Raw genomic sequence first — 24,132 nt, 5'->3', positions numbered from 1 at the left:
ACGTCAGACACTCCCGCCCGCCGCCCGCCGGGCATGGCGGAGCACCCCCAGCGCGTCGACGGTGCCCTGCACGTCGTGCACCCGCACCGACCAGGCCCCCGCCTGCGCACTCAGCAGGGACGTGGTGGCCGTGGCCACGTCCCGCTCACCCGCCGGCACCGGGTCGCCCTCTCCCGCGACCGCTTGACGCACCTGCCCCAGGAAGCCCTTCCGCGAGACGCCGATGAGGGAGGCGCACCCCAGCTCCCTCGCGCCGGCCACGAAGCGGTCGATCTCCCCCATCAGCACCCAGTTGTGCGCGGCGGTCTTCGCGAAGCCGAACCCGGGGTCCAGCACCACCTGCTCCACCGCCACCCCTGCGGTCACGGCACGGTCGAGCTGCTCGCCCAGCTCGGCCAGCACCTCCCCGGCGACGTCGTCGTAGTGCGCCGGGCCGTACATGTCCTGCGAGTGGCCGCGCCAGTGCATCAGCACGTAGGGCGCCCCCGCATCGGCCACCACGCCGAACATGTCCGGGTCGGCCAGGCCGCCGGAGACATCGTTGATGAGGGTGGCGCCGGCCTCCAGGGTCGCGGCGGCCACGCGTGCGCGGGTGGTGTCCACCGAGACGCACCACCCGGCCCCGGCGAGGTCCCGGACCACGGGAAGCACGCGCCGCAGCTCCTCCTCCTCGGGTACCCGGTCGCTGCCCGGACGGGTGGACTCACCCCCCACGTCCAGGATCTGCGCGCCAGCGTCCACCAGGTGCTCCGCGTGCGCCCGGGCTGCTCCCGCATCGGCCCACCGCCCGCCGTCGCTGAACGAGTCGGGGGTGACGTTGACGATCCCCATCACCAGCGGCAGGCCGTCGGGGTCGGTCGGGAGCCCCCGGGCACTGGGGCCAGGGGAGGACTGCGTCTGGGTGCCGACCATGCCCCGACTCTATGCACTGGCCCAGGCCCGGGCCGCAGGCACGAACTCCCACCACCCCCGGCCGAACTCCAGGGGAGACATTGCTCACATTGTTAGCATCACGCGTCCGCCGCCGGCGGGCCCCGCCACCCTCCGGTTCCACCGGACCGACAGATTCGAGCCCCGCAGATGACGACTCGGGCCCCTCACGCCCCGCAGGTGAATGCACCCCTCGACGCCCTGCTCGGCCCCGCCATGGCACCCCTCTCCCAGGCTGTGCGCCAGAGCCTGGAAGGACGTGGCCTGACCTTCGAGGGGGAGAGCTTCCGCTTCTCCGCCTACCCCACCCTCGTCGACACGGAGGTGGGTGAGCAGCTGGCGGCCGACTCCGTACGGATCGTCTCGATCCTCGAGCGCTGCGCCGCCCGCTTCAGCGAGCGCCTGCTCGACGGCGGTGACCTCGGCCCGATGGCCCCCTACTTCGGCGCTCTGTCGCACTGGTTCGGGGCCATGGCCACCGAGCACCGGCACCTCCCCCACATCAATCTGCTGCGCTTCGACACGATCGTCACCCCCACCGGCGCCCGCCTGCTGGAGAACAACTCCGCCTGCCCGGGCGGGGTCATCCACTGCGGCATGCTGCAGCGCGCCTGGCGGGAGGCGATCGTGGCCCAGTACGGCCTGGAGTTCCCCCGGCCCTCGGGGGTACTCGAGCCCGAGTACTTCCTGCGGACCGTCGACCGCATGATGAGCCGCGCGGGGCGTTCCGGCGTGCTGGCCGTCCTCCACGACCGGGGGGCCCACCAGAACGAGGTGCCCACCCTGCTGCGGGTCTTCCAGGAGATGGATCCCACCCACCTCACCCACATCACCGGCGTGGTCAGCGCCGACATCCGCGAGATCGAGTGCCCCGACCCCTCGACGCCCCCGACCCTGGACGGCACACCCATCGGGCTCATGTACTGCAAGCTGCCCCCGATGCAGCTCGACCCCACCGATCCCGGCCTCCGCCCGTGGCTCAACGCCGTCGAGGGTCCGCACTGCGATCTGTTGAACAGCCTGGTCTCCATGTACGTCATCGAGTCCAAGTCGTCCCTCGCCGCCATCCAGGACCCGGCAGTCCAGGAGCTCATCGGACTGACGCAGGACGAGGTCGCCCTGGTGCAGAACTACTACCCCCGGACGGTGATGATGGACGGCGGCCAGCCCCCGGAGGGGCTCCCCCTGCCCCTCGTGGCCAAGCCGACCAACCTGACCCGTGGCGAGGGAGTGCACCTCCTGGGCACGGAGGAGGAGCTCACCGACTTCCTCACCGCGACCTCCACCTCCGACGGGCTGTGGATCTGGCAGGAGCAGGTACCCCCACCCCGTCGCACCGTCCCGGACGAGGACGGTGGCCAGCGCGACGAGTACTTCGGTGTGGACGCCTTCGTCATCCACGGGGAGTTCGCGGGACTCGTGGGGCGCTCCCACAGCGACCCGGTGTTCAACGTCGGCAACGGAGGCCGTGAGAACGTGGTGCTCCTGGAGAGGGACGTGCCGTGGAACTGAGTGTGCAGGCCCAGGAGAGGGTCATCCGGGAGTTCCTGCCGCAGGCCGGCAGGATCTCGCTGCTGTCGACCCTGCAGCCCCTCGACACCGAGGCCCTCGCGGGCGCGGAACGGGCCGTGGAGCAGATCATGGCCGCCCAGCGACGGATCCTGCGGAAGCTGCTGGACTCCCAGGGCACCGAGACGACGATGCGGTTGCTGGGCATCCCCGACTACGTCGCCCAGCGCGCCGCCATCCTGGAGGACGTCGAGGCCGAGATCCCCCTGCTGCGCATGGACCTGCTGCCCACCCCCGAGGGGCGCCTGTGGCTCTGCGAGCTCAATGCCGGCTCCTCCGTGGGCGGTGGTGAGGCCTTCGAGATCCTGCGCCTCTCCGGCGGTCTGCCCGAAGGCACACCCGGGCCCTACGAGCTCCTGGCCCGCCTCGTCCGCGAGCACCCCGCGGGTCCCTTCGAGCGGGTGCTCCTGGCGGACTTCGCCAAGTGGAGCGACTACGGCGTGTTCGACCTCGCGACCCTCACGACGGTCCTGCGGGCCGAGACCGGGCTGCCGGTGGAGTCCGTGGACGAGGACTCGGCGCTCGAGGTCACGGCCGGTGACGTGGTCTACCGGATCTTCGTGGCCCAGGACGTACCGGACGACCCCGACTACGTCGACACCCTCTACGCCCGGGCGGGTCACGTCATCAGCGACTTCTCCGGCGAGATCCTGGGCTCCAAGGCCTGGCTCGGGCTCCTGCAGGACCCCGCGCACGCCGACACCGTGGGTCCCGAGGTCCTCGAACTGGTGCGCCAGTACGTCCCGGCCACCGAGGTCGTGGACGACACCGTCCTGGCGGACCTGCGCACGGGCGAGGACCGTGAATGGTTCGTCAAGCGCGCCACGGACTTCGCCGGGCAGGGCGTGGTGGACCTGCGACAGGACCCCCTTCCCCAGGACATGGCTGCGTGGGACCAGGGCCTGGACACCTGGATCCGGCAGCGCCCCGTCGAGGTCGCCACGGCCCGCTTCCGTCAGCTGGATCACTCCGAGAGCTTCGAGGCGGCCTACGTGCTCGGTGACTTCCGCATCGGCGACGGCTGGAGCGGCTGCCTGGTGAGGTGCAGCGCCTCGTCCAGCGTGGTGAACGCGGCCACCGGGGCACTGGTCGGGTGGAGCGAGCCCCATGCCCGGTAGCCCCCTGGTCGGGCGCCACCTCCCCCTGCTCGTCACGGAGTTCCTGCTCCGACTGACCGGATTCGCCGCCTACACCGTGCTCATCGCCGCGGTGTACGAACAGTCGCGCACCCCTGCGGCGATCGGCTACCTGGGAGTGGCCATCGCCCTGCCCGCACTGGCTGTGGCCCTGTGGATCGGACGCCTGGTCAAGCGGTACAGCTCGCGCTCACTGCTCGTGACGGTCACCGCGGTGCGCGTGCTGACCTTCCTCGTGCTCGCCGCCTCGTGGACCACCCTGCCCACCCTCATCGCGCTCGCGGCGGTGAACAGCCTGGGCCACCAGCTCACCATGGCACTGAAGATGACCCTCGATGCGGGGACCATCACCGCCGAGGAGCGGGGCGAGTACCTCGGCACCAAGGGCATGGTGATCAGCACCACGGTGGTGCTGGGCCCCGCCGTGGGTGGGCTCGCGTTCGCGGCCCTGGGCGCCTCCGGGTCCTTCCTGGCCCTGGGCACCCTCCTGGTCGCCGCCCTGGTGGTGATGCTCCGGATCACGGGCGCGCCCGCCGCTCCCCGGGAGGACGAGGACGACTCCGTCAGCGGCGCCAGCAGCTGGCGCCACCTGCGCGGCCACCGCCCCGTGTTCCACGCCGTGGTGCTCTACTGCCTCGTGGGGGTGATCCTGGAGTCCGAAGCGCCCCTGGTCTTCCCGTTCCTGGTGGAGCAGTTCGGCAGCGCCGTGAACGTGGGCGGGTACTTCCTGGCCGTCAGCGGCCTCGGCGGCATCCTCGGCGGGTGGGTCGCGCGCCGACGCTACGCCGACCTGTCCACGCAGACCGTCACCTGGCTGGTCCTGGCCGACGGCGTGTTGTTCGCCCTGTTCACCTGGTCCCCGTGGCTGCCCGTCTCGGCCGTGGCCTTCTTCGGCCTGGGCATCATGGGCGCCGTCACGCTCGTGATCGTGGAGGCCGCGGTCCAGGAGCACATCGACAGCGCGCACCAGCCCTTCGTCTTCAGTGTCATGCAGTTCAGCGCGGGCGCCGGTGGTGCGGCTCTCGGCGTGGTCGCGGCCGCCCTGGCGGCCCGCGTCGGCACCCAGCCCGTGTTCTTCGGCATGGCCGCCTCCGAGGTCGTGCTGGCCCTCGGCCTGGCGCTCATCGCCGCCACCCGCCCATCCCCCTCACCCCAGGAGGCCCGATGATGCTGCCCCACCACGTCGGCGACCGCGACGAGCGGCGCGCACAGGCGCGGATCCTGTTCACCTCCGGCGGCACCACCGGCCGCCCGGCGGTCACGGAGCTGGCCATGGACGAGATGCTCGTGAACTGCGCCTGGCACGGGCAGGGCTATCGCGCCGCCGGCATCGGCCCCGACGACACGGTCGCAGTCTGGGGGGTGCCGGGGCTGATGACCTCCGAGTTCACCGTCTACCTGGCGGCCCAGGAGACCGGGGCCCGAGTCCTGCCGATCGGCGTGGGCCTGGACGCCGAGGCCATCCTCACCATGCTCGACCAGTTCGAGGCCACGGTGCTGCTGGTCATGCCCAGCAACCTCCACCCGGTGGTGTCCCACTGCCTGGAGACGGGGCGCCGCCTGGACTCGGTCCGCCTCTGTGTGACCGGCGGTGAGCCCATGCTGCCGGCCGACGCGGACCGACTGCAGTCCGTGTGCACGCAGGAGCTCACCTTCCGGCAGGTCTTCCAGACCAGCGAGGTCGGCTCGGTGGGGTACCAGTGCGAAGCGTGCCCTCCGGGGACCTTCCACGTGCACGAGGGGTACCAGGAGGTGGAGATCGCCGAGCCGGACGACCAGGGCATCGGGAGCCTGCTGGTGACCAACCGGGCCCGCCGGCTGCACCCCGTGGTGCGCCAGGAGGTGGGCGACCGGGCCGCGTGGGTCCCCGGTCCCTGCCCCTGTGGGGACACCTCCGCCCGGTTCGCGCTCCACGGCCGTCTCGGCAAGCTCTTCCTGTTCGGGGCCGAGAAGGTGGACCAGTCGCGCTTCCCGCAGGTGCGCGATGAGCTGGGCCTCCCCGGCGACGACTTCACCGTCGTGCTGCGACGGTCCGCAGACGGGCGCGACGAGCTGCTGGTGCGCTCGACCACGCTCGCGCAGGACCAGGACGCCTGGGCCCGCGCCGTCCAGATCCTGCGGACGGTGCACCCGAAGATGGGCCACCTGCTGGACCACGGCGTGGTGGCCCCCCTGCGTGCGGAGCCGTTGGACGGCGCCACGCTGGGCAACAGCGGAAAGACGCGCTACTTCGAGAACGAGCGCGACTGACGCCCTTCAGCCGTGGCGCAGCAGGCTGAGGGCCTCGGCCCGGGTGGCCTGGTCGGTGAACTGCCCTCGCACCGCGGAGGTCACGGTGCGTGCGCCCGGCTTGCGCACTCCCCGCATGGTCATGCACAGGTGCTCGGCCTCCACCACCACGATGACCCCGCCGGGGCGGAGGTGGTCCACCAGGGCGTTGGCCACCTGGGTGGTGAGGCGCTCCTGGACCTGCGGACGCCGGGAGTACATCTCCACCAGGCGGGCGAGCTTCGACAGCCCCACCACCCGGCCGTCCTGCGGCGTGTAGCCCACGTGGGCGACCCCGTGGAAGGGCAGCAGGTGGTGCTCGCACAGGGAGTACATCTCGATGTCGCGCACCATCACCATCTCGTCGTGGTCGATGGCGAAGGTGGTGCCCAGGATCTCCGAGGGGTCCTGGCGCAGCCCGGCCGTGAGCTCCGCATACGAGCGGGCCACCCGGGCAGGGGTGTCCAGCAGGCCGTCACGGTCGGGGTCCTCACCCACGGCCAGGAGCAGCTCCCGGACCGCCGCCTCGGCACGCTTGTGGTCCATCAGGAGTCCCGCGAGCCCGCCGGCCCCCACCCGCTCGGGCTCGAGCCCGGCGACGGCGGCTGACCGTGGTCGTCGCCCGGGCCGGCGGTGCTGCCCGGGTCCCCGGCGCCGTGGCTCGGCGAGACCGGACGCTCGTCCACCGGCAGCTGGTCCAGCGGACCGGAGATGTCGCCCCGGGCCACCGCGGCCTTCTCCGCCTCGGTGAGGATGGGCGGCTGCTGCGAGACGGGGCGCCCCTCGCTGGAGAGCCAGGTGGCACGCACCGGACGCTTGCGGATGGGCGCGAAGATCTCGGCGAGCCGCTCGGCGTTCAGCGTCTCCTTCTCCAGGAGCTCCAGCACCAGGTTGTCCAGCAGCTCACGGTTCTCGTTCAGCGCGGCCCACGCCTCGTCGTGCGCGGCCTCGATGAGCTGGCGGACCTCCTCGTCCACCACGCTGGCCAGACGCTCGGAGTACTCGCGCCCGTGGCCCATGTCGCGGCCCATGAACGGCTCGCCACCGGAGTCGCCCAGCTTCACGGCACCGATCTTGTCGCTCATGCCGAACTGGGTGACCATCTTCCGCGCGATGTCGGTGGCCTTCTCGATGTCGTTCGAGGCGCCCGTCGAGGGGTCGTGGTAGATGATCTCCTCCGCCACGCGCCCGCCCAGGGCGTAGGCCAGCTGGTCGAGCAGCTCGTTGCGGGTGGTGGAGTACTTGTCGTCCAGCGGCATCACCATCGTGTAGCCCAGCGCACGGCCGCGCGGCAGGATGGTGATCTTGCTGACCGGAGCCGTGTGGTTCATGGCCGCGGCCACCAGGGCGTGACCACCCTCGTGGTACGCGGTGACCTTGCGCTCCTTCTCGTTCATCACACGGGTGCGCTTCTGCGGACCGGCCATCACGCGGTCGATCGCCTCGTCCAGCGCCCGGCTGTCGATGAGCTGCGCGTTGGAGCGCGCCGTCAGCAGGGCGGCCTCGTTGAGCACGTTCGCCAGGTCGGCACCGCTCATGCCCGGGGTACGGCGGGCGACGGCCAGCAGGTCCACGTCGGACGCCATCGGCTTGCCGCGGGCGTGCACCTTGAGGATGTCGTGGCGGCCCTTCATGTCCGGGGCCTCCACGGCGACCTGACGGTCGAAGCGGCCGGGACGCAGCAGGGCCGGGTCCAGCACGTCAGGCCGGTTGGTGGCGGCAATGAGGATGACGTTGGTCGCGCCGTCGAAGCCGTCCATCTCCACCAGCAGCTGGTTCAGGGTCTGCTCACGCTCGTCGTGACCCCCGCCCATGCCGGCGCCACGGTGACGGCCCACCGCATCGATCTCGTCCATGAAGATGATGGCGGGCGCGTTCGCCTTGGCCTGCTCGAACAGGTCGCGCACACGGGAGGCACCCACACCCACGAACATCTCCACGAAGTCCGAACCGGAGATGGAGTAGAAGGGCACCCCGGCCTCACCGGCCACGGCGCGGGCCAGCAGGGTCTTACCGGTTCCGGGCGGGCCGTAGAGCAGCACGCCCTTGGGCACCTTCGCACCCACCTGCTGGAACTTGGTGGGCTCGGTGAGGAACTCCTTGATCTCCTCGAGCTCCTCGACCACCTCGTCGGCACCGGCGACGTCGCTGAAGGTCACCTGCGGCATGTCCTTGTTGGCCAGCTTGGCCTTGGACTTGCCGAACTGCATGATCCGCGAGCCGCCACCCATCTGCGGCAGGATCAGCAGGAACAGGGCGATGAGCAGCAGGAAGGGCAGCAGCGTCATCAGCAGCCCGACGAACCAGTTGGTCTTCTCCGGGTCGTCCGTGAAGCCCTTCTCCGGCTTGTGCTCGTTCAGGGCCGCGACGACGTCCTCGCCGCGGGCGTCCACGTAGAAGGCCTGGATCTGACGGGCGTTCTCCACCCCGCTGCCGCTGTACTCCTGGCCCTCCTTGAGGGTCAGGTCCACGCGGTCGGGCGTCACCTTGGCCGACTCCACCTTGTCGGCCTCGATCTGCTCCAGCGCGGCCGAGGTGTCCACGCGCTCGAACCCGTCGTCGCCGCTGAGCCCGAACCAGATCAGAGCCGCACCGATGATCAGGAAGATCCAGAACATCGGCCTACGCCACATCTTCTTCATTGCCATCCTCGTGCGGGGAGCGACCCCGCGTCTCGTCCTGCCGACGTCCTGCTGACGCTCGATGCTCGCGCAACGCGCGAGGGCGCCCCAGTGTTCCACAGCCCCCTGCGCGAAGGCCGTCCGTCCGGGGCGGGGTCTCAGGCGCTCACTGGTACATGTGCGGGGCGAGCAGTCCGACGCACCTCAGGTTGCGGTACTGCTCGTCGTAGTCCAGGCCGTAACCCACCACGAAGTCGTTGGGGATGTCGAAGCCCACGTAGCGCGCACCGATGTCCACCTTCATGGCGTCCGGCTTGCGCAGCAGCGTGGCGACCTCCACGGAGGCGGCACCACGGGAGGCCAGGTTCTCCAGGATCCAGCTGAGCGTCAGCCCGGAGTCGATGACGTCCTCCACCACCAGCACGTGGCGGTCGGTGATGTCGGTGTCGAGGTCCTTGAGGATGCGCACCACGCCGCTGGACTTGGTGCCCGAGCCGTAGGAGCTGATCGCCATCCAGTCCATCGGCACGCTGTAGGGCATGGCCCGCATCAGGTCCGAGACCACCATGACCGCGCCCTTGAGCACGCCGACCATCAGCAGGTCCTTGCCCCGGTAGTCGATCGCGATCTGGTCGGCCATCTCCTGCAGGCCGGCGAGGATCTGCTCCTCGGTCAGCAGCACCTTCTCGAGGGCGTCCTCCATGTGCTCAGCGTCCACGCGGTCCTCCAACGGTGCGGGTGGGTGGGGTGTCGTCAGTCCTCCGCCGATGCGGGGGGAGCCCCATTCTTGCCGATGGGGCCGACCACCGGGTCGCCGCCCACCCCCCGCCACCGGGCCCACCGCCCGCCGCCGGGCAGGTCGACCGGCCCCTGGCCCCGCCAGTCGGTCACCAACCGGTCCAGTTCCCTCAGGTGCACGGAGGTGGGGTCCGGAGTGCCGGGCTCGGCGGCACGCCGCGCCAGGAGGCGCCACACACGGCGGCGCAACGCGTCCTCGATGGCGGCGAGCTCGGCCACCCGGACCGCCCCGTCCTGCTCCACCGCCAGCCCCTCGGCGCGGGCCGCGGCCAGCGCGTCCAGCAGGTCCGCGTCGGCCCGGGCGTGCTCAGCGGTCCGCGCGAGCGCCGGGGCCAGGTCCTCACCGAGCTCGGCCGACAGGTGCGCCAGCACCCGGCGCGCCCGCACCCGGGTGAAGCGGGGATCGTCGTTGTGCGGGTCGTGGTGCACCGGCAGCCCCAGGTCACGGCAGGCCCGGCGGGTCGTGGCCGCCGACACCGCCAGGAAGGGGCGCACCAGGTCACCCCGCCGGGGGGCCATGCCCGCCAGCGAGCGCGTCCCGGCCCCGCGCAGCAGCCCCAGCAACACCTGCTCGGCCTGGTCGTCGCGGGTGTGGGCGAGCCAGGTCTCGGTGCCCACGCCCCCTGTGGGTCCCCCGGCCAGCGCTGTCGCCCAGCGCTCCAGCGCGGCGTGGCGGGCGCGGCGTGCCTCCGCCTCGGGCCCCTCCCCGGTGCGGGTCACCTCGACCCGCTCCGACCACACCTGCTCGATGCCGAGGGCCCGGCAGCGCGCGACCGCACCGGCGGCCACCTGCTCGCTCCCGGCCTGGAGCCCGTGGTCCACGACGCCCGCCGCCACGACGGGGGCGGCGCCACCGCGGCACAGGCGCTCGGCCTCGAAGGCGACCGCGGCCACCATCGCCACCGAGTCCGCGCCCCCACTGCAGGCGAGCAGCACCGCGCGGCCGGCGCTCACCGCATCGGACAGGGGCCCGCGCACCGCGCGGCGGACCTCGGCGACGGCGGCCGGTGGCCCGGGCACGGTCACCGCCCCCGCCCGGGACGACGGGGGCGGTGGGGGCCGGTCAGGCGCTGGGGTTGCACTCGCACTGGTGCAGCGCCGCCACCACGGCGTCGTGGGCCTTGCGGGCGATCATCGGCTGCGTCGCGCGCTCGAAGTCGTCGCTGCTGATCACGAAGGTGAGCAGGCGCCCGTCCTGGGTGACGGTGGTGCCCGCCATGCCGCTGGCCATCGGAAGGGTGCCGGTCTTGCCGCGCACGAACCCGCGGGCCTCCTCGCGGCCGTCGCCGTAGAAGCGCGGCTGCAGCGTGCCGTAGAGACCGGCCATGGACAGGTTCGCCAGGATGCGGTGGTACTCGGGGTCCTCACCGGAGGCGCCCTGCTGCAGTATCTCGCCCAGCACCTGTGCCGGGATCTCGTTCTTGCTCGTCAGCCCGGCGGCGTCGAACTGCTTGTGCCCGGCGTTGTCGATGCCGCGGGCCTTGGTCTGCTCCACCACCCACTGGCCGACGTCCGACGGGGCCGAGTTCTTCACCTCGATGCCCCCCGTGCCCAGCGCCGCCTGGCGGGTGATGGTCTCCACCCGGGCGTTGTCGCTGACCTGGAGGGCGTGGATGAGCTGGTCGCGCACCGGGGCGGACCGCACGACCCCGAGCTGCTCGCCCTCGGACTTCCCCTTGGTGCGCGGGACGGACTTCTGCACCGGCACACCCTCCTCGTGGAGCAGGCCCGCGAAGGTGCCGGCGGCGCTGATGGCCGGGTCCACCGGGGTCGGGTGCAGGTGGCGGGCGCGGTCGTCGAAGAGCTGCAGCATGGTGACCTTGCCGGTCCACCCCTCGTTCAGCGCCACCTGGGACCAGTCGTCGGAGTACATCGGCCCGGCCTGCGAGTCGTCCAAGGCCACCCGGAACTCCTCCGGCAGGTCCTCACCGGCCTCCCGCTTGGCCTCGATGGCGGCCGCCACCTGCTTGGCGAGGTCCTTCAGGCCGGCGCGGCCGGACACGGACAGCGGGTCACCCATGCCGCGGGAGAGCATCGTGTCGCCGCCGGCCACGATGACGATGTTGTTGCCCTCGTCCAGCAGCACCTTGGTCTCCAGGCGCTGGTTGAGGTCCCACCCGGACTGCACCACGGCGGCGCTGGAGATCAGCTTGGTCATGGAGGCCAGGTGGTTGGGGCGCTCGGCGTTCTGCTGCAGCAGCACCTCGCCGGTGGCCGCGTCGCGGATGTCCAGTGCGAGGAAGCCCAGGGTCTCGTCGTCCAGGGTGTCGCCCAGGGCCTTCTTCACGGCCTCCTGGGCCGGGGCCTGGTCGGAGTGCTCCAGGTGGCCCAGCAGGTGCTCGCGCTCCGGCAGGTCGTCGGTGATCTTCTTGGCCTCTTCGGCATCCGTGGGCCCGTCCACCACCTTGGTGCCCGCACCGGGGGGCAGCTGGCGGTGCAGAACGGCCGGCGGCTCCTCCGGCGCGGTCTGCGGCGCCGAGGGCGGCGCGCCGGCCACGTCACCCAGCAGGTCCACCGACTCCTGCTCACCCTCGCCGTCGGCTGCCTCCTGCGGCGCCGGGGCGTTGGTGAGCACGCCGGGCACCTTGTCGTAGATGTCGGCCGTGACGTAGGCGCCCAGCAGGGCGACCACGGTCGTGGAGGCGATCAGGGTGTTGCGAACGGAGGACTTCACCGGGCACCTTTCGGACACACGCGCGGAATGCGACAGACTGACCCCAGCCTAGACGCCCACTGAAGGAGGCCCCGTGGAGTTCGACATGACGGTCGAGATCCCTGCCGGGAACCGCAACAAGTACGAGATCGACCACGAGACCGGCCGCATCCGCCTGGACCGGCTGCTGTTCACCGCCATGCGGTACCCCGCCGACTACGGCTACATCGAGGACACCCTCGGTGAGGACGGCGACCCGCTGGACGCCCTGGTGCTGCTGGACGAGCCCACCTTCCCCGGCTGCATCGTCCGGGTGCGCCCGGTGGGTGTGTTCCACATGGTCGACGACGCCGGTGGCGACGACAAGGTGCTGTGCGTGGCCGCGGGCGACCCGCGCCGTGACTACATCAAGGACTCGTCGGACATCTCCCAGTTCACGCTGGACGAGATCCGCCACTTCTTCGAGGTGTACAAGGCTCTGGAGCCGGGCAAGTACGTCGAGGAGGGCTCGCACTGGGGTGACCGTGAGGCCGCCGAGAAGATCATCACCGAGGCCTGGGACCGCGCCAAGGCCGAGGGTGTGACCACGGCCCGCTGGCCGCTGCCCGGCCACGACGCCGACGACACCGAGCGTTCCATCGACCGGTCCGAGGGGTCCGGCGAGGAGGACTCGCAGGCCGACAAGCCGGAGCGCTGAGCCGACCCACCGCGTACGGAGGGCGGGTGTGACCGATGAGGTCGCGCCCGCCCTCCGTCGTGCTCACCAGGGGTGCCGGGGGTCGAAGTCGGGCTCAGTCTCCGGGGTACGCACCTCCCACCCGAACACGACCCCCGTTCCCCCAAGGGGATGCTTCCACGCCTCGAACGACGCCTCGGCCCTCGGCCCACGCACGAGTCCACGAAGCGTCAGGATGGCATCCGCAAACTCAATCAGCGGGCGGTTTCGCAACGGGCCCTCCGCATCGATGGTCTTCCGGAGGTTGGAGATCGCCCCCAACGCACCAACATCCCCTTCATGCCGCCTTGCAGCCTCGTCGAGAGTCGATGCGTCATAGTCGAATCCGTACACCAGAACCGCGCATCGATCCGTGGGGTGGGCCCGCTGCAGGCGCAGCGCATCATGCAGGACGCCCCTGTCCTTCAGGTAGGGGGACAGAACCTTCCCAACCGCGTAGTCATTGACTTTCCCGTTGTCTCCACAGAACTGGAGGCGCTTCACCTCCACACCCCATCGATCCTCAGAATCGGCCCGGCTCAACACGTGGTCCACTCGGATGTTGGTCTCTCCGTGGCAGGCCACATCGACCTCGTGGGTCGTACCTGGAGCCCACGAGGCCTCTGCCTTCGAGACGGCATGGAGGACCCGCGCCTCGGAAAGAGCCTTCACCCCGAGGCGGTAAGGGAGCCCCGTGCGCCTGTTCACCCCTGGGTCGATGTCACATTCGTCCACTTCAGCGAGGGCCGCAGCGTAGGAAGTGACGATCTCGTGCAGGTTCATCGACCCGACATTACGCACCCGCTCGCGCACCGTCGACGCTATCAGGTTATCGTAACTTCGTACTATTCAGCATTGACATGGAGTTAGAGCTGGTGTACTCTATGGCTATGGACGCGCCCACATTCACCTTCGTCGACCTGTTCGCTGGCATCGGCGGGTTCCACGCGGCGATGAAGGCGCTGGGCGGCGAGTGTGTCTACGCGGTCGAGATCGACCCCCAGGCCGCCAGCGTCTACGAGGCCAACTGGGGCCACTCGGCGCTCGGCGACATCACTCAGGACGCCGACGCTGACCTCGGCCTGATGAAGGTGCCGCCACACGACGTGCTCTGCGCCGGCTTCCCCTGCCAGCCGTTCTCCAAATCGGGAGCCCAGAAGGGCATGAACGAGGCGCGGGGCACCCTGTTCTTCAACATCGCTTCCATCATCCGCGCCCACCACCCAAAGGTGGTCCTCCTCGAGAACGTCCGTAACCTCATCGGCCCCCGCCATGCCCACGAGTGGGAGGTCATCATCGACACCCTGCGAGACGAGGGCTACCACGTCTCCGAGGAAGCGGCGGTCTTCTCACCCCACCTTCTACCCCCCTCCATGGGAGGAATGCCGCAGGTCCGCGAGCGAGTCTTCATCACGGCGACCCATGCGCCGTCGACCGTGGAGGAGGACATCCGCCTGGGTACGCCCGCCCCGGTCGCCCGCATGACCGACCGATTCCCGGTGGACGGCCTGGACGGAGAGCCCTTCGATCCCAAGCACGACTGGGACCTCGAGGACCTGCTCGACGACACGCACAACGTGCCGGGCTGCAACCTGACCGACTCCGAGCGCCTGTGGATCGACGCGTGGGACGACTTCGTTCTTCGCATGCGCACCGAGATGCAGGGGCAGCGCCTCCCAGGACACCCGATCTGGGCTGACTCGTGGCTCGACTTCCCGGAGATGCGGAAGATCAACTGGGGCGCCCGGAGCATCACCATCCCGTCGTACGTGACGCGCCCCGACATCGATCCAGCCCTGCCGGCGTGGAAGCAGAGCCACCTGCGCCGCAACTACGACATGCTCGAGAACCACTTCCGGACGATCATCCCGTGGGCACAGGAGTGGGGCATCTACTCGGAGGCCTTCCCCCCGTCGCGCCGCAAGCTCGAGTGGCAGGCCCAGGACACCCCTTGCCTGTGGGACACGGTGATGCATATGCGGCCCTCCGGCATCCGCGCCAAGAGGCCCACCTACCTACCCGCACTCGTGGCGATCACGCAGACCTCGATCATCGGCCCTCGGGAACGGAGGCTGTCCCCCCGCGAGGCCGCCCGCCTCCAGGGCCTACCTGACACATTCGTCTTCCCCCGACAGCCGAATGCCGCCACCTACCGGCAACTCGGCAACGGCGTGAGCGTGGGAGCCGTATGGCACGTCTTCAGGTCGCACGTGGCCCGCGATCGTGATCTCCTCATGCAATCCGAAGAGGGACGCGCCATCGTGTCCGCAGCGGAGCGCGCCCCGCTCCGCCCGAACGAGATCCTCGATGGACACGTGCCCGCGGACTGGGAGCTGCGCTTGGAGATCAGCGCCTGACAGCTAGCCTCTCGACATGGACAACCGGGATTTCCGACCGGCATCCACCGTCGATGAGGCGCTGGGCAGGATCTTTGGGCTGACAGGGCGCGAGCCCGTCAGATCCCGAGGGGAGAAGCGAGCTCTCGTGGCCCTGCGCGACGCCCTGGGGCTGGACGTGGACATTGCACGCACGAACGCGGGCCTCGGCGCCGAGATGGCGGAGGCACTCGGGCAGGAGTGGGACCCGGGAGTCCACACCGACCTGACGCGAGTGACGCTCGAGGGCCTCAACATCCTTCTCCTGGGAGCCGCACACGCCAAGCAGATCGGCTCCCTGCAGGAGGTGGAGGACTCTCGGCCACCGAATCTCGAGGGCCCGGAGTGGAGGAACTTCCAACCGGCCCGCACCAAGATCGAGGCCGTGACGCGCATCGCCGCACTCACGAATGCCCCACCAGAGACCTTGGGCCCCGGCTCCAAGGAGCGGAAGTCCGTCCTGCAGAACCTCGCGCGGAATCTCCCCCTCGACGTTGACGTCTCGCTCACCAAGACCCAGCTCGGCGCCGCCATCGCAGCCGAGCTCAACGTTCCTTGGACCGACTTGTGCGCGTCCACGGGCGAGACCATCTCGCTCATGGGGCTGAACACGATCCTTGCGGGGGTCGAGCGCCGACTTTCCCTTCTCGGCACGACGGCCGCTGGCACCTTCCAAACAGCCCAATTGGAAGCCGAGGCGCTGGTGTCCGCCCTGCGGTCCGGACTTGACCAGCACTGGGACGGCAGGGAGTCCGTGGAGTGGTTGGCCGCGAACGAGCTCCGGGGCGCCCACGACAACGAATGGCAGGGCTTCTACGGGGAGGAGCGCTCCCGAATCGAACTGTCCCGTGCCTTCACCCCGCCTGTAGAGCCTCGGCGCGTGCGCTATGGCAACACCGTCTTCGACTACTCACTGGCACGTGTCTGGGACATCAAGGTGCACACAGAGGTCAAGCGGCTGCCCGACGGACCCAGACCCGCCGGGAACGCCATGCTCCTCAACGACGAGCGGGCCGTACGGCAGTGTGTCGCGGAGCAAGGGCTCGGATTCCTCGTGCTCAACGGTGAAGCCACGATGGACCATGACGGCTCCTTCGTGGCTTGGCATCGGGAGTACAAGGACCGGCGGACCGGCCGCACGCCGGCCCGCCGGAACCCGAACGGCCGCAGTCGGCCCCGGAAGTCCGCCTTCACGCTCAGCACCGTCGAAGCGTTCTGGGTGGCGAACTCCAGCGCACTCGAAGCAGCCATCGCCAGTGGAGCGCTGGCCATCAGCAAGATCGGTCGCCAAGCTCCCCGAGGGGACGCCATCAGCGGCGCACCACGCGAGCCCAAGATCTCCATGTCGGTCCCTCGCGCACGACGGGACATCCTGGCCGCGCGGCAGGGCTGGCCCGATGCCGTATGAACCCTGGGCATCATCCCCGGCTGCCCGACGGACCATGCAGGGCAACAGGCGCCGTGACACGCAGCCAGAGATGGGAGTCCGCCGACTGTTGCACCGCGCGGGCTATCGCTATCGAGTCGACGTCAGGCCCCTCCCGGAGCTCAATCGGCGGGCCGACATCGTCTTCCGCCCTCACAAGGTCGCGGTCTTCATGGATGGCTGCTACTGGCACGGCTGCCCCGACCACGGAACTCGCCCCCGGACGAACGCGTCCTACTGGGGATCGAAGATCGAGGGCAACATGGCTCGAGACCGCGACACTGACGAGCGGCTGACAGAGGCCGGATGGACGGTGCTGCGCTACTGGGAGCACCAGGACGCGCATGAGGTCGCGGCCCAGGTCATGGAAGCCCTGAAGGAGGCTCGCCGTGCGCAGTGAGGACGAGAGGACGGATCGACCATGAAGCGCCGCAATAAGCCGCCCGAAGGTCTCACAGGTCGACAGTTGCGCCTGGCTGCTCTGAAGCAGTTCCACTGGCGGGCCGGCATCCGACACCAGATCGTTGACCCGGACACAGACGGTCTTCTCACGGCGGCTCTGGCGTTCCGTGTCTACGGCTGGCCGATCATGGGCTTCTACAACGCCGAGACACTGTGGCTCGACAGTCAGGCAAAAACACCGTTGGACATGGAGAGCGTCGCCTGGGTGGACCTGGATATGACGTGGCCCGGGGCGCGCAGCATCGGTCAGCACGTCACCACGGCACCGGAGAGCCACCAGGGCGTCGACCTTGCCTTCGCGGTCAACCCCAGCCAGCTCCGGGGTGTGACCCAGGGACCCGGGTACTACTGGAAGTACCCCTTCGGGAGCTTCCAATGGCTGTGGTGGATCACCAACCTCTCCAAGGGCGAGGCCCGGTTGGACACCGCCATCGGCAGGGGCATGGCGTGGCTGGCGGACGGTGGCCCACGCTCCTACGACGACTACTCCGACAACCTCGACCACTGGCGGTCGACCGTCCTGCCGGGCTCCCTCCTGGACAACCTCGACCCCACAACGCGGATGAGCGATGCTGCGGCGGCCTCGAGCTATCTCGCAGACGCTTCGGGCGTGGACTTCGGATGGAAGAACGACCAGTGGCGCATGCCGGCACCGCGAGGCGGAGCCGCCGGCGGCAGCCCCGCGCTCCTCTCGGAGGAGATCACGGCGATTCTCACCGCGATCACCGGCTTCTACGGGTGGCCCACCCCACGGCTGCCGGACGCGTTCAAGGCATACCGCGGCCACTGGCAGAGCGCCAGGGAGCGAGTCTCCTTCCAGTTCCCCGAGACCAGGGTGATCGTCTCGATGGCCGCCACCCGTTCTGGTGAGACGTGCTGGACCGCTCCTGGCCGTGATGCAGCCTCGGAGCCCGGAGGACTGCCCCCGCTCACGGAGGCCCTCGGTGGAGCCTGAAGGGCCCTAAGTCAGGTGCTGGCTATGTGCGATCCGGCACCAGCACCCGCGCCGCACGGCGCCGGACGGTGACGCGGACGGGCAGGTGGGCGAGCTCCTCCCCATCGGCCCGGACGGGCGCGGGCCGGGCGGCGCCCACCTGCTCGACGACCACCTCCCGCCCCGTGCGGACGGTGACTCCCCGCATCCGCACGTGGGCGCCGGTGAACAGCCCCAGCAGCACCTGCACCAGGCGTAGGCGGGACATGTCCTCGGCCACCACCACGTCGAGCTGGCCGTCGTCGATGCTGCCCGCCGGCGCCACGTTCTTGCCGCCCCCGAACCAGCCCGAGTTGCTCACGGAGCAGAACCACGCACGGTGCTCGGTGGCCACCCCGTCCACCGTGACCCGCAGCGCCAGCGGCCGACAGACCAGCAACGCCTGCACCGCACCCCACACGTAGGCCAGGGTGCCGGGCACCCGGGTGCGGTTGGCGGCCTCGCTCGCCACCGCATCGAGCCCGATGGACAGCACCCCCGCAAAGGGGCGGCCGGCCACGTCACCCAGGTCGATGCGGCGCTCCCGCATCCCACCCAGCCGCCCGGCCACCTGCGCCGCCGACCCCCGGACGCCCAGCGCACGACACAGGTCGTTGCCGCGCCCACCCGGCAACGGCACCACGGGCACCCCGGAGTGCAGGGCGCCCGCCAGGGCGTGGCCGAGGGTGCCGTCGCCGCCCAGCACGGCCACCGGGTGCGTCGACCCCGCCACGATGCGGCGCACGTGCCCCAGGGACGTGGACCGGTGGGTCTCCACCACGAACCCCGCATCCTCCAGGGCGGCCACCACCGCCGGCTGGAGCACCAGAGCACGCCCACCCCCGGAGGAGGGGTTCACGATGAGGGTGAGCCGACGCATGGGCCGAGCGTGCCATGCCCGGGCACGACGAAGGCCCCCACCGGAGTGAGGGCCTTCGAGATGCTGGAGCCGCCTATCGGAATCGAACCGATGACCTGCTCATTACGAGTGAGCCGCTCTGGCCGACTGAGCTAAGGCGGCATGCACCAGCACGCGGTGATGCGAGCGCCGATCTTACGCCAGGCCGGCCAGCAGCGCCAAATGCCGGGAGCCTCAGGCAGAGAGAGCAGGCGCCAGGGTCACCGCGGCGAACGGGGTGATGTCCACCTCCACCAGCCCGTGGGTCACGTACGGGTCGGCCGCCAGGTGGGCCTCCAGCTCGTCCCGCGCACCACGGGCGATGATGACGCCGCCCGTGCGCGGGTCCTGCGGACCGGCAGCCACGATGAGGCCCCGCTCCACCGCCACCCGCAGGTGCGCACGGTGGTCATCGCGCACCGCATCCACCTCCTCCAGCGGGGCGGTGTAGGTCAGGCGCACCACGAAGAAGGTGGGGGCGTCGGTGGGCGTGGCCATGGGGTCTCCTTCGTGGGGCGTGGTCAGTCGCAGCGGGCCGCGTCGCCCTCGGGCACGGCCCCGGTCAGCAGGTAGTCGTCCACGGCGGTGTCGATGCACTCGTTGCCCCGCCGGTAGGCCGTGTGGCCGTCCCCATCGAGGGTCAGCAGGTGCCCGTTCTCCAACGACTCGGCGGCCGCCTCCGCCCACTCCAGCGGCGTGGCCGGGTCGCGGGTGGTGCCGATCACCAGGATGGGCTCACTCCCCTTGGCCACGGCCTCGAACGGCTCGGCGGGCTCCACCGGCCACTCCTCACACAGCGAGACCTCCCCGAGCAGGAACTCGCCCCACAGCGGCGCCTCCTCCTCGAAGGCCGCCACGATCTCCTCCTCCGAGCGCCCCTGCGAGTCACCCACCCGGTCGTTGCAGGTGTAGGTGTTGAAGGCCTCCATGAGGTTGCTGGCGTACTCCCCGCCGGAGGTCCGGTCGGCGTAGGAGTTGGCCAACGCCATGAGCCCACGCCCCTGTCCCTCATCGGCCATGCGGAGGGCCTGCGTGAGCGCCGGCCAGCTGTCCTCGCTGTACATGGCGGCCGCCAGCCCGTAGGTGGCCCACCCGACGGTCAGGCGATCCACGTGCGGGTCGCCCTGGACCGGCGGCGGGTCCTGATCGATGCGCGACATCAGCTCCCGCAGCCCCTCACCCGCCGCCTCGGTCGAGTCGCCCAGGGGACAGTCGCCCTCGTCCACACACCACTGCAGGTAGGCGTTCGTGGCCCGCTCGAAGCCCCGCGCCTGCCCCAGCCCGATGTCCAGGGAGTCCAGGTTCGTGGGCAGCACACCGTCCAGCACGAAGGCGCCCACCCGCTCCGGGAAGCGCTCCGCGTAGGTGGCTCCCAGCTGCGTGCCGTAGCTCAGCCCCAGGAAGTTCAGCCGCGAATCACCCAGGGCCGCCCGCAGCACGTCCATGTCCGCCGCGGAGGCCTCGGTGGTGATGTGCCCCAACCGGTCACCCAGCTCGCGCTCGCAGCCGGCCACGAAGTCCTGCGTGGTCCGGTCCACCGCCTGCTGCTCGGCCTGGTCGTCCGGGGTGGTGTCCAGCCCCAGGAAGGTGTCCAGGGTGCGATCGTCCACACAGTCCACCGGCTCGGAACGCGCCACCCCGCGCGGGTCGAAACCCACCACGTCGTAGACCCGGCGCACGTCCTTGCCCACGATGGCGTCCGCGGCCTGCGCGTAGGCGATGCCACTGGACCCGGGCCCGCCGGGGTTCACCACCAGCGACCCGATGCGGTGGTCCCGGTCCTTCGCCGGCACCCGCAACAGCGCCAGCTCCATGGTCTCGCCCTCGGGCTGCTCGTGGTCCACCGGCACCGTCAACGTGGCGCACTCGCCCCCCTTGCAGTCACTCCAGTCCAGCTCCTGGGAGTGGAAGCGCTCCATCCCCTCGGCCGGGGCCGGCAGGGACTCCTCGGGGGCGGGCTCGCGCAGGTCGTCCGGCAGGCCGCCGGTGCACCCGGTCAGCCCCACCACCGCGGCCAGGACCAGGGCTCCCAGGACCCTGCTGGTGCGCTGCCTCATCGACGTCCCTCCCGGGCGCCGGCGCGCCCCGCATCACCCTGCAGATCGCCCAGGGTCACCAGCATCGCCTCCAGCGCCAGCAGGGGCGTCACGTTCTCCGCGATGCGGGTGCGCGCCCGGTCGATCTCCTCCAGGCAACACAACAGGTTGTCCGCCGACGTGGTGCGCGCCAGCTGGTCCAGCTCCTGGGCGTTCTGCGGGTTCACCAGTTCGATCTGCCCGGCGCCCACCGCCAGCAGCAGGGCGTCGCGGTAGATCGAGGCCAGGTCCACCAGCGTGCGGTCGATGACGTCACGCACCCGCCGCGTCGCGCGCGCCTTCTGCTCCTTGGCCAGCTGGTTGAGCTGCGAGCGGATGGCCGGCGGCTGGGTGCGTGCGGTGGGGTCCGCGCCGTTCACCCGCAGCAGCTCCTCCCGTTCGGCGACGTCCTTCTGCTCGGACTCGGCCTTCGCCTCGGAGGTGGCCACCTCGTACAGCGTCGCCGCCTGCCGCAGTGCCGCACCCAGCCCCGTGAGCTCGGTGGGGATGCGGGTGACCCGGTGGCGCCGGGCGCGCGCGTCCTCATCGCGCGCCAACCACCGCGCCACCCCGATGTGGGACTGCGCCGCCCGGGCCGCGTAGGCGGCCATCGCCGCATCGACGCCCTGGGACTCCAACAGGGCAGCCACGGCCTCCACGGGAGGGGTGCGCAGCGACAGGTGGCGGGAGCGTGACCGCAGGGTGACGATGACGTCCTGCGGCGAGGGCGCGCACAGCATCCACAGGGTGCGGGGGCTGGGCTCCTCCAGGGCCTTCAGGAGCGCATCGGCGGCCTGCTCGGTGAGGCGGTCGGCGTCCTCGATCACGATGATGCGCCACGCCCCCACCGACGGGTGGTGGGCGGCGGTCATGGCCAGCTCGCGGGCGTTGCGCACGGAGATGGACAACCCCTCGGTGTTCACCACCTCCACGTCGGCGTGCGTACCGTCCAACGCGGTGCGACACTCCCGGCACTCACCACACCCACCCCGGGGGCACTGCAGGGCCGCGGCGAAGGCACGCGCCGCCGTGGAGCGTCCGGACCCGGGGGGCCCGGTGAACAGGTAGGCGTGCGTCAGGCGGCGCGGATCGGCCACGGCCCGGGCCAGGCCCTCCGCCAGCTCCTCCTGCCCCACCAGGGCACTCCACACCCCCTCAGGCACGTCGCCCCCCGGCGGCGTCGAGCAGCCCGTCGACGGCGCGGGCCACCTCGGCGCCCAGCTCCTCGGCCGGGCGCGCGGCGTCGAGCACCAGGTAGCGGGTCGGGTCGGCGGCCGCCAGGGCGAGGAAGTGCTCCCGCACACGCTCGTGGAAGGCCGCCGGCTCAGCCTCCAGCCGGTCGTGCTCCTGGCCGCGGCGCCGCCGTCCCGTGCCCGGGTCGACGTCCAGCAGCACCGTCAGGTCAGGCACCAGGCCCTCCGTGGCCCAGCGTGAGATCGAGGCGACCTCCCCCGCATCGAGATCACGCCCGGCCCCCTGGTAGGCCACCGAGGAGTCGACGTAGCGGTCGCTCACCACCACGGCACCCCGGCCCAGCGCGGGCCGCACCAGGGACTCCACGTGATGGGCCCGGTCGGCCGCGAAGAGCAACGCCTCGGCCCGCGGGGCCACGTGGTCGCCGTGCAGCAGGAGCTGGCGGATCCGCAGACCCAGGTCGGTGCCGCCCGGCTCCCGGGTGACCACGACCTCTGCCGAGGGGTGCCGGGCCGCCAGGTGCTCCACCAGCAGCCCGATCTGCGTGGACTTGCCGGCACCGTCGCCCCCCTCCAGGGCGATGAACAGGCCAGGACCCCCTGCCGTCACGAGGGGTCGGCTCCCGTCACCGGGCGGCCCAGGTCGTCGCCGGGGCGCAGGCGCTCCATCATGCGGGCGGTGAGCCGGTCCAGCGCCGCCAGCTCCTCGCTCGACATGCCGTCGAAGAACACGGCGCGCACGTCACGCACGTGCCCGGGCGCAGCGGCCTCCAGGGCGGCGCGCCCCGCCTCCGTGAGGCGGATGTCCGCGCCCCGCGCGTCCTCGGAGGCCGTGGCGCGGGCCACCAGGCCGCGCTTCTCCATGCGGCTGACGTGGTGGCTCAGGCGGCTGCGCTCCCAGCCCACCCGCCGCGCCAGCTCCGAGACGCGCAGGCAGTCGCACTCCGCATCGGAGAGCATCACCATGACCTCGTAGTCGGAGATGGACAGGTCCGCGTGCTCCTGGAGGGAACGGTTCAGGTACGCCTGCAGGTCCGTGCGCAGGGTCACCCACCGACGCCACACCACCTGCTCGGTGTCACTCAGCCACCGGCTGTCCCCCATCGATCCCTCGGTCTGCATGGGGGCGACTCTATCCGGGGGCACTGACAGCTCCCTCCACGCTGTGGACCAGCCGTCCGGTGTCCACATCCACCCACGGACGGGCAGCGCGGGGAACCCGCTGCTGGCTAGCGTGAGGCCATCACCCGACCACCGGGTCCCCATCGAGCCCCCAGGAGGAACCATGGCTCTGCACGGCAAGCTCTTCGACCAGTTCGAGGAGATCAGCGGCTCCGACCAGTTCATGCTGCAGAACAAGAAGCTGCTGAAGATCCAGATGCAGTACGGCCCGGTGTGGGCGCGCTCCGGCTCGATGGTGGCCTACCAGGGCGACATCCGCTTCAAGAACAAGGGCTCCGGCGGCCTGGGCAAGATGTTCAAGTCCGCCGTCACTGGTGAGGGCGTCGACATGATGGAGGCCGAGGGCAGCGGTGAGCTGTTCGTGGCCGACAAGGCCGCCGACGTGCAGGTGCTCTACATGGAGAACGACGAGCTCAGCATCAACGGGCAGAACGTGCTGGCCTTCTCGCACTCCATCGACTGGGACATCCACCGCATCCAGGCCCGCGGCGCCGCGATGACCGGCGGGCTCTACAACGTGTCCCTGCGCGGCACCGGGTACGTCGCGGTGACCACCAAGGGTGAGCCCGTGGCGCTGGACGTCTCCGGCGGCAACACCTTCGTGGACCCGCAGGCCGCCGTCCTGTGGACCGCGGGCACCCGCATGGACGTGCGCGTGGACACCGGCGGCATCGGCTCGCTGGTGCGCGGTGGCACCGGTGAGACCTTCCAGATGGCCTTCTCCGGCCGCGGCCACGTCGTGGTGCAGCCGGCCGAGAACGTCGCGCACGCCGGGTCGAGCTCCGGCGGTGGCGGCGGGGGTGGCCTGGGCGACCTCTTCAACTGACCCTCCCCACCTGAGCAGGGCCCCGGATGGCA

The 24,132-nt window shown here is 70.8% G+C and carries 23 protein-coding genes and 1 tRNA gene; 10 read left to right on the top strand and 14 right to left on the bottom strand.

All coding sequences use genetic code 11. The features are described from left to right. Positions 1-3 precede the first annotated feature (3 nt). On the bottom strand, positions 4-912 hold the full coding sequence (gene folP, locus ACEY2A_RS10520) for a dihydropteroate synthase (protein WP_374928530.1): 909 nt from the start codon (positions 910-912) through the stop codon (positions 4-6). A gap of 198 nt (positions 913-1,110) precedes the next feature. Between folP and ACEY2A_RS10515 the strand changes: the two genes are divergently transcribed. Genes ACEY2A_RS10515 through ACEY2A_RS10500 form a run of 4 tightly spaced genes read left to right on the top strand, consistent with a single transcriptional unit; the run spans position 1,111 to position 5,885 of the window. Further along, a complete protein-coding gene (locus ACEY2A_RS10515) occupies positions 1,111-2,442 on the top strand; it encodes a hypothetical protein (protein ID WP_374928529.1) in 1,332 nt (443 codons plus the stop codon). Continuing rightward, positions 2,433-3,617, top strand: a complete 1,185-nt coding sequence (locus ACEY2A_RS10510; RefSeq protein WP_374928528.1) for a hypothetical protein — start codon at positions 2,433-2,435, stop codon at positions 3,615-3,617. The genes ACEY2A_RS10515 and ACEY2A_RS10510 overlap by 10 nt, the downstream gene beginning before the upstream one ends. Further along, positions 3,607-4,803, top strand: a complete 1,197-nt coding sequence (locus ACEY2A_RS10505; protein ID WP_374928527.1) for an MFS transporter — start codon at positions 3,607-3,609, stop codon at positions 4,801-4,803. The genes ACEY2A_RS10510 and ACEY2A_RS10505 overlap by 11 nt, the downstream gene beginning before the upstream one ends. Then, complete coding sequence (locus tag ACEY2A_RS10500; protein ID WP_374928526.1) at positions 4,800-5,885, top strand: AMP-binding protein; 1,086 nt, start codon at positions 4,800-4,802, stop codon at positions 5,883-5,885. The genes ACEY2A_RS10505 and ACEY2A_RS10500 overlap by 4 nt, the downstream gene beginning before the upstream one ends. A gap of 6 nt (positions 5,886-5,891) precedes the next feature. Here ACEY2A_RS10500 and folE read toward each other — a convergent pair whose 3' ends face one another. The 5 genes from folE to ACEY2A_RS10475 form a co-directional block, all read right to left on the bottom strand. Then, positions 5,892-6,449: a GTP cyclohydrolase I FolE gene (folE, locus tag ACEY2A_RS10495; protein WP_374928525.1), complete on the bottom strand. Its 558-nt coding sequence runs from the start codon at positions 6,447-6,449 to the stop codon at positions 5,892-5,894. Continuing rightward, positions 6,449-8,551, bottom strand: coding sequence for an ATP-dependent zinc metalloprotease FtsH (ftsH, locus tag ACEY2A_RS10490; protein WP_374928524.1), 2,103 nt, complete (start codon positions 8,549-8,551; stop codon positions 6,449-6,451). Before ftsH ends, folE begins: the two co-directional genes overlap by 1 nt. A 139-nt stretch (positions 8,552-8,690) precedes the next feature. Then, the gene (gene hpt, locus ACEY2A_RS10485; RefSeq protein WP_374928523.1) at positions 8,691-9,242 is read right to left on the bottom strand and encodes a hypoxanthine phosphoribosyltransferase; all 552 of its coding nucleotides are present in this window, start codon (positions 9,240-9,242) and stop codon (positions 8,691-8,693) included. A gap of 35 nt (positions 9,243-9,277) precedes the next feature. Then, positions 9,278-10,342: a tRNA lysidine(34) synthetase TilS gene (tilS, locus tag ACEY2A_RS10480; protein WP_374928522.1), complete on the bottom strand. Its 1,065-nt coding sequence runs from the start codon at positions 10,340-10,342 to the stop codon at positions 9,278-9,280. A 43-nt stretch (positions 10,343-10,385) separates the two neighbouring features. Further along, positions 10,386-11,996, bottom strand: a complete 1,611-nt coding sequence (locus ACEY2A_RS10475; protein WP_374928521.1) for a D-alanyl-D-alanine carboxypeptidase/D-alanyl-D-alanine-endopeptidase — start codon at positions 11,994-11,996, stop codon at positions 10,386-10,388. 73 nt (positions 11,997-12,069) lie between these two features. On the opposite strand from ACEY2A_RS10475, the gene ACEY2A_RS10470 reads away from it, so the two are divergent. Beyond that, entirely contained in the window at positions 12,070-12,672 is a 603-nt protein-coding gene (locus ACEY2A_RS10470) for an inorganic diphosphatase (protein WP_374928520.1), read from the top strand. Positions 12,673-12,735: 63 nt separating this feature from the next. On the opposite strand, the gene ACEY2A_RS10465 is transcribed toward ACEY2A_RS10470, so the two are convergent. Beyond that, positions 12,736-13,473 (bottom strand): hypothetical protein, encoded by a 738-nt coding sequence (locus ACEY2A_RS10465; RefSeq protein ID WP_374928519.1) that lies wholly within the window; start codon positions 13,471-13,473, stop codon positions 12,736-12,738. Positions 13,474-13,544: 71 nt separating this feature from the next. Between ACEY2A_RS10465 and ACEY2A_RS10460 the strand changes: the two genes are divergently transcribed. The 4 genes from ACEY2A_RS10460 (at position 13,545) to ACEY2A_RS10445 (ending at position 17,908) form a co-directional block, all read left to right on the top strand. Continuing rightward, entirely contained in the window at positions 13,545-15,047 is a 1,503-nt protein-coding gene (locus tag ACEY2A_RS10460; protein WP_374929997.1) for a DNA cytosine methyltransferase, read from the top strand. Positions 15,048-15,063: 16 nt separating this feature from the next. Further along, positions 15,064-16,473 (top strand): hypothetical protein, encoded by a 1,410-nt coding sequence (locus ACEY2A_RS10455; RefSeq protein ID WP_374928518.1) that lies wholly within the window; start codon positions 15,064-15,066, stop codon positions 16,471-16,473. Further along, positions 16,463-16,891: a very short patch repair endonuclease gene (locus ACEY2A_RS10450; RefSeq protein ID WP_374928517.1), complete on the top strand. Its 429-nt coding sequence runs from the start codon at positions 16,463-16,465 to the stop codon at positions 16,889-16,891. Before ACEY2A_RS10455 ends, ACEY2A_RS10450 begins: the two co-directional genes overlap by 11 nt. Before the next feature lie 66 nt (positions 16,892-16,957). Further along, positions 16,958-17,908, top strand: coding sequence for a hypothetical protein (locus tag ACEY2A_RS10445; RefSeq protein WP_374928516.1), 951 nt, complete (start codon positions 16,958-16,960; stop codon positions 17,906-17,908). A gap of 22 nt (positions 17,909-17,930) precedes the next feature. On the opposite strand, the gene ACEY2A_RS10440 is transcribed toward ACEY2A_RS10445, so the two are convergent. The 7 genes from ACEY2A_RS10440 to ACEY2A_RS10410 form a co-directional block, all read right to left on the bottom strand. Then, the gene (locus tag ACEY2A_RS10440) at positions 17,931-18,806 is read right to left on the bottom strand and encodes a diacylglycerol/lipid kinase family protein (RefSeq protein ID WP_374928515.1); all 876 of its coding nucleotides are present in this window, start codon (positions 18,804-18,806) and stop codon (positions 17,931-17,933) included. Between the two features lie 64 nt (positions 18,807-18,870). After that, positions 18,871-18,947 (bottom strand) — tRNA-Thr (locus tag ACEY2A_RS10435). A gap of 72 nt (positions 18,948-19,019) precedes the next feature. Next, the gene (locus ACEY2A_RS10430; protein WP_374928514.1) at positions 19,020-19,322 is read right to left on the bottom strand and encodes a YciI family protein; all 303 of its coding nucleotides are present in this window, start codon (positions 19,320-19,322) and stop codon (positions 19,020-19,022) included. 23 nt (positions 19,323-19,345) lie between these two features. Continuing rightward, positions 19,346-20,881 (bottom strand): alpha/beta fold hydrolase, encoded by a 1,536-nt coding sequence (locus ACEY2A_RS10425; RefSeq protein WP_374928513.1) that lies wholly within the window; start codon positions 20,879-20,881, stop codon positions 19,346-19,348. Next, on the bottom strand, positions 20,878-22,062 hold the full coding sequence (locus ACEY2A_RS10420; protein WP_374928512.1) for a DNA polymerase III subunit delta': 1,185 nt from the start codon (positions 22,060-22,062) through the stop codon (positions 20,878-20,880). The genes ACEY2A_RS10425 and ACEY2A_RS10420 overlap by 4 nt, the downstream gene beginning before the upstream one ends. Further along, the gene (gene tmk, locus ACEY2A_RS10415; protein ID WP_374928511.1) at positions 22,055-22,702 is read right to left on the bottom strand and encodes a dTMP kinase; all 648 of its coding nucleotides are present in this window, start codon (positions 22,700-22,702) and stop codon (positions 22,055-22,057) included. The genes ACEY2A_RS10420 and tmk overlap by 8 nt, the downstream gene beginning before the upstream one ends. Beyond that, complete coding sequence (locus ACEY2A_RS10410; RefSeq protein ID WP_374928510.1) at positions 22,699-23,214, bottom strand: MarR family winged helix-turn-helix transcriptional regulator; 516 nt, start codon at positions 23,212-23,214, stop codon at positions 22,699-22,701. The genes tmk and ACEY2A_RS10410 overlap by 4 nt, the downstream gene beginning before the upstream one ends. Before the next feature lie 163 nt (positions 23,215-23,377). Here ACEY2A_RS10410 and ACEY2A_RS10405 point away from each other — a divergent pair, with 163 nt between their 5' ends. Continuing rightward, entirely contained in the window at positions 23,378-24,100 is a 723-nt protein-coding gene (locus ACEY2A_RS10405) for an AIM24 family protein (protein WP_374928509.1), read from the top strand. Positions 24,101-24,132: the final 32 nt, after the last annotated feature.

This window comes from Kytococcus sedentarius (genome assembly GCF_041937525.1).
GTDB classification, from domain to species: Bacteria; Actinomycetota; Actinomycetes; order Actinomycetales; family Dermatophilaceae; genus Kytococcus; species Kytococcus sedentarius_A.
Note: the sequence above shows the minus strand (reverse complement) of the source record. Positions and strands in the feature narration are given on the sequence as shown.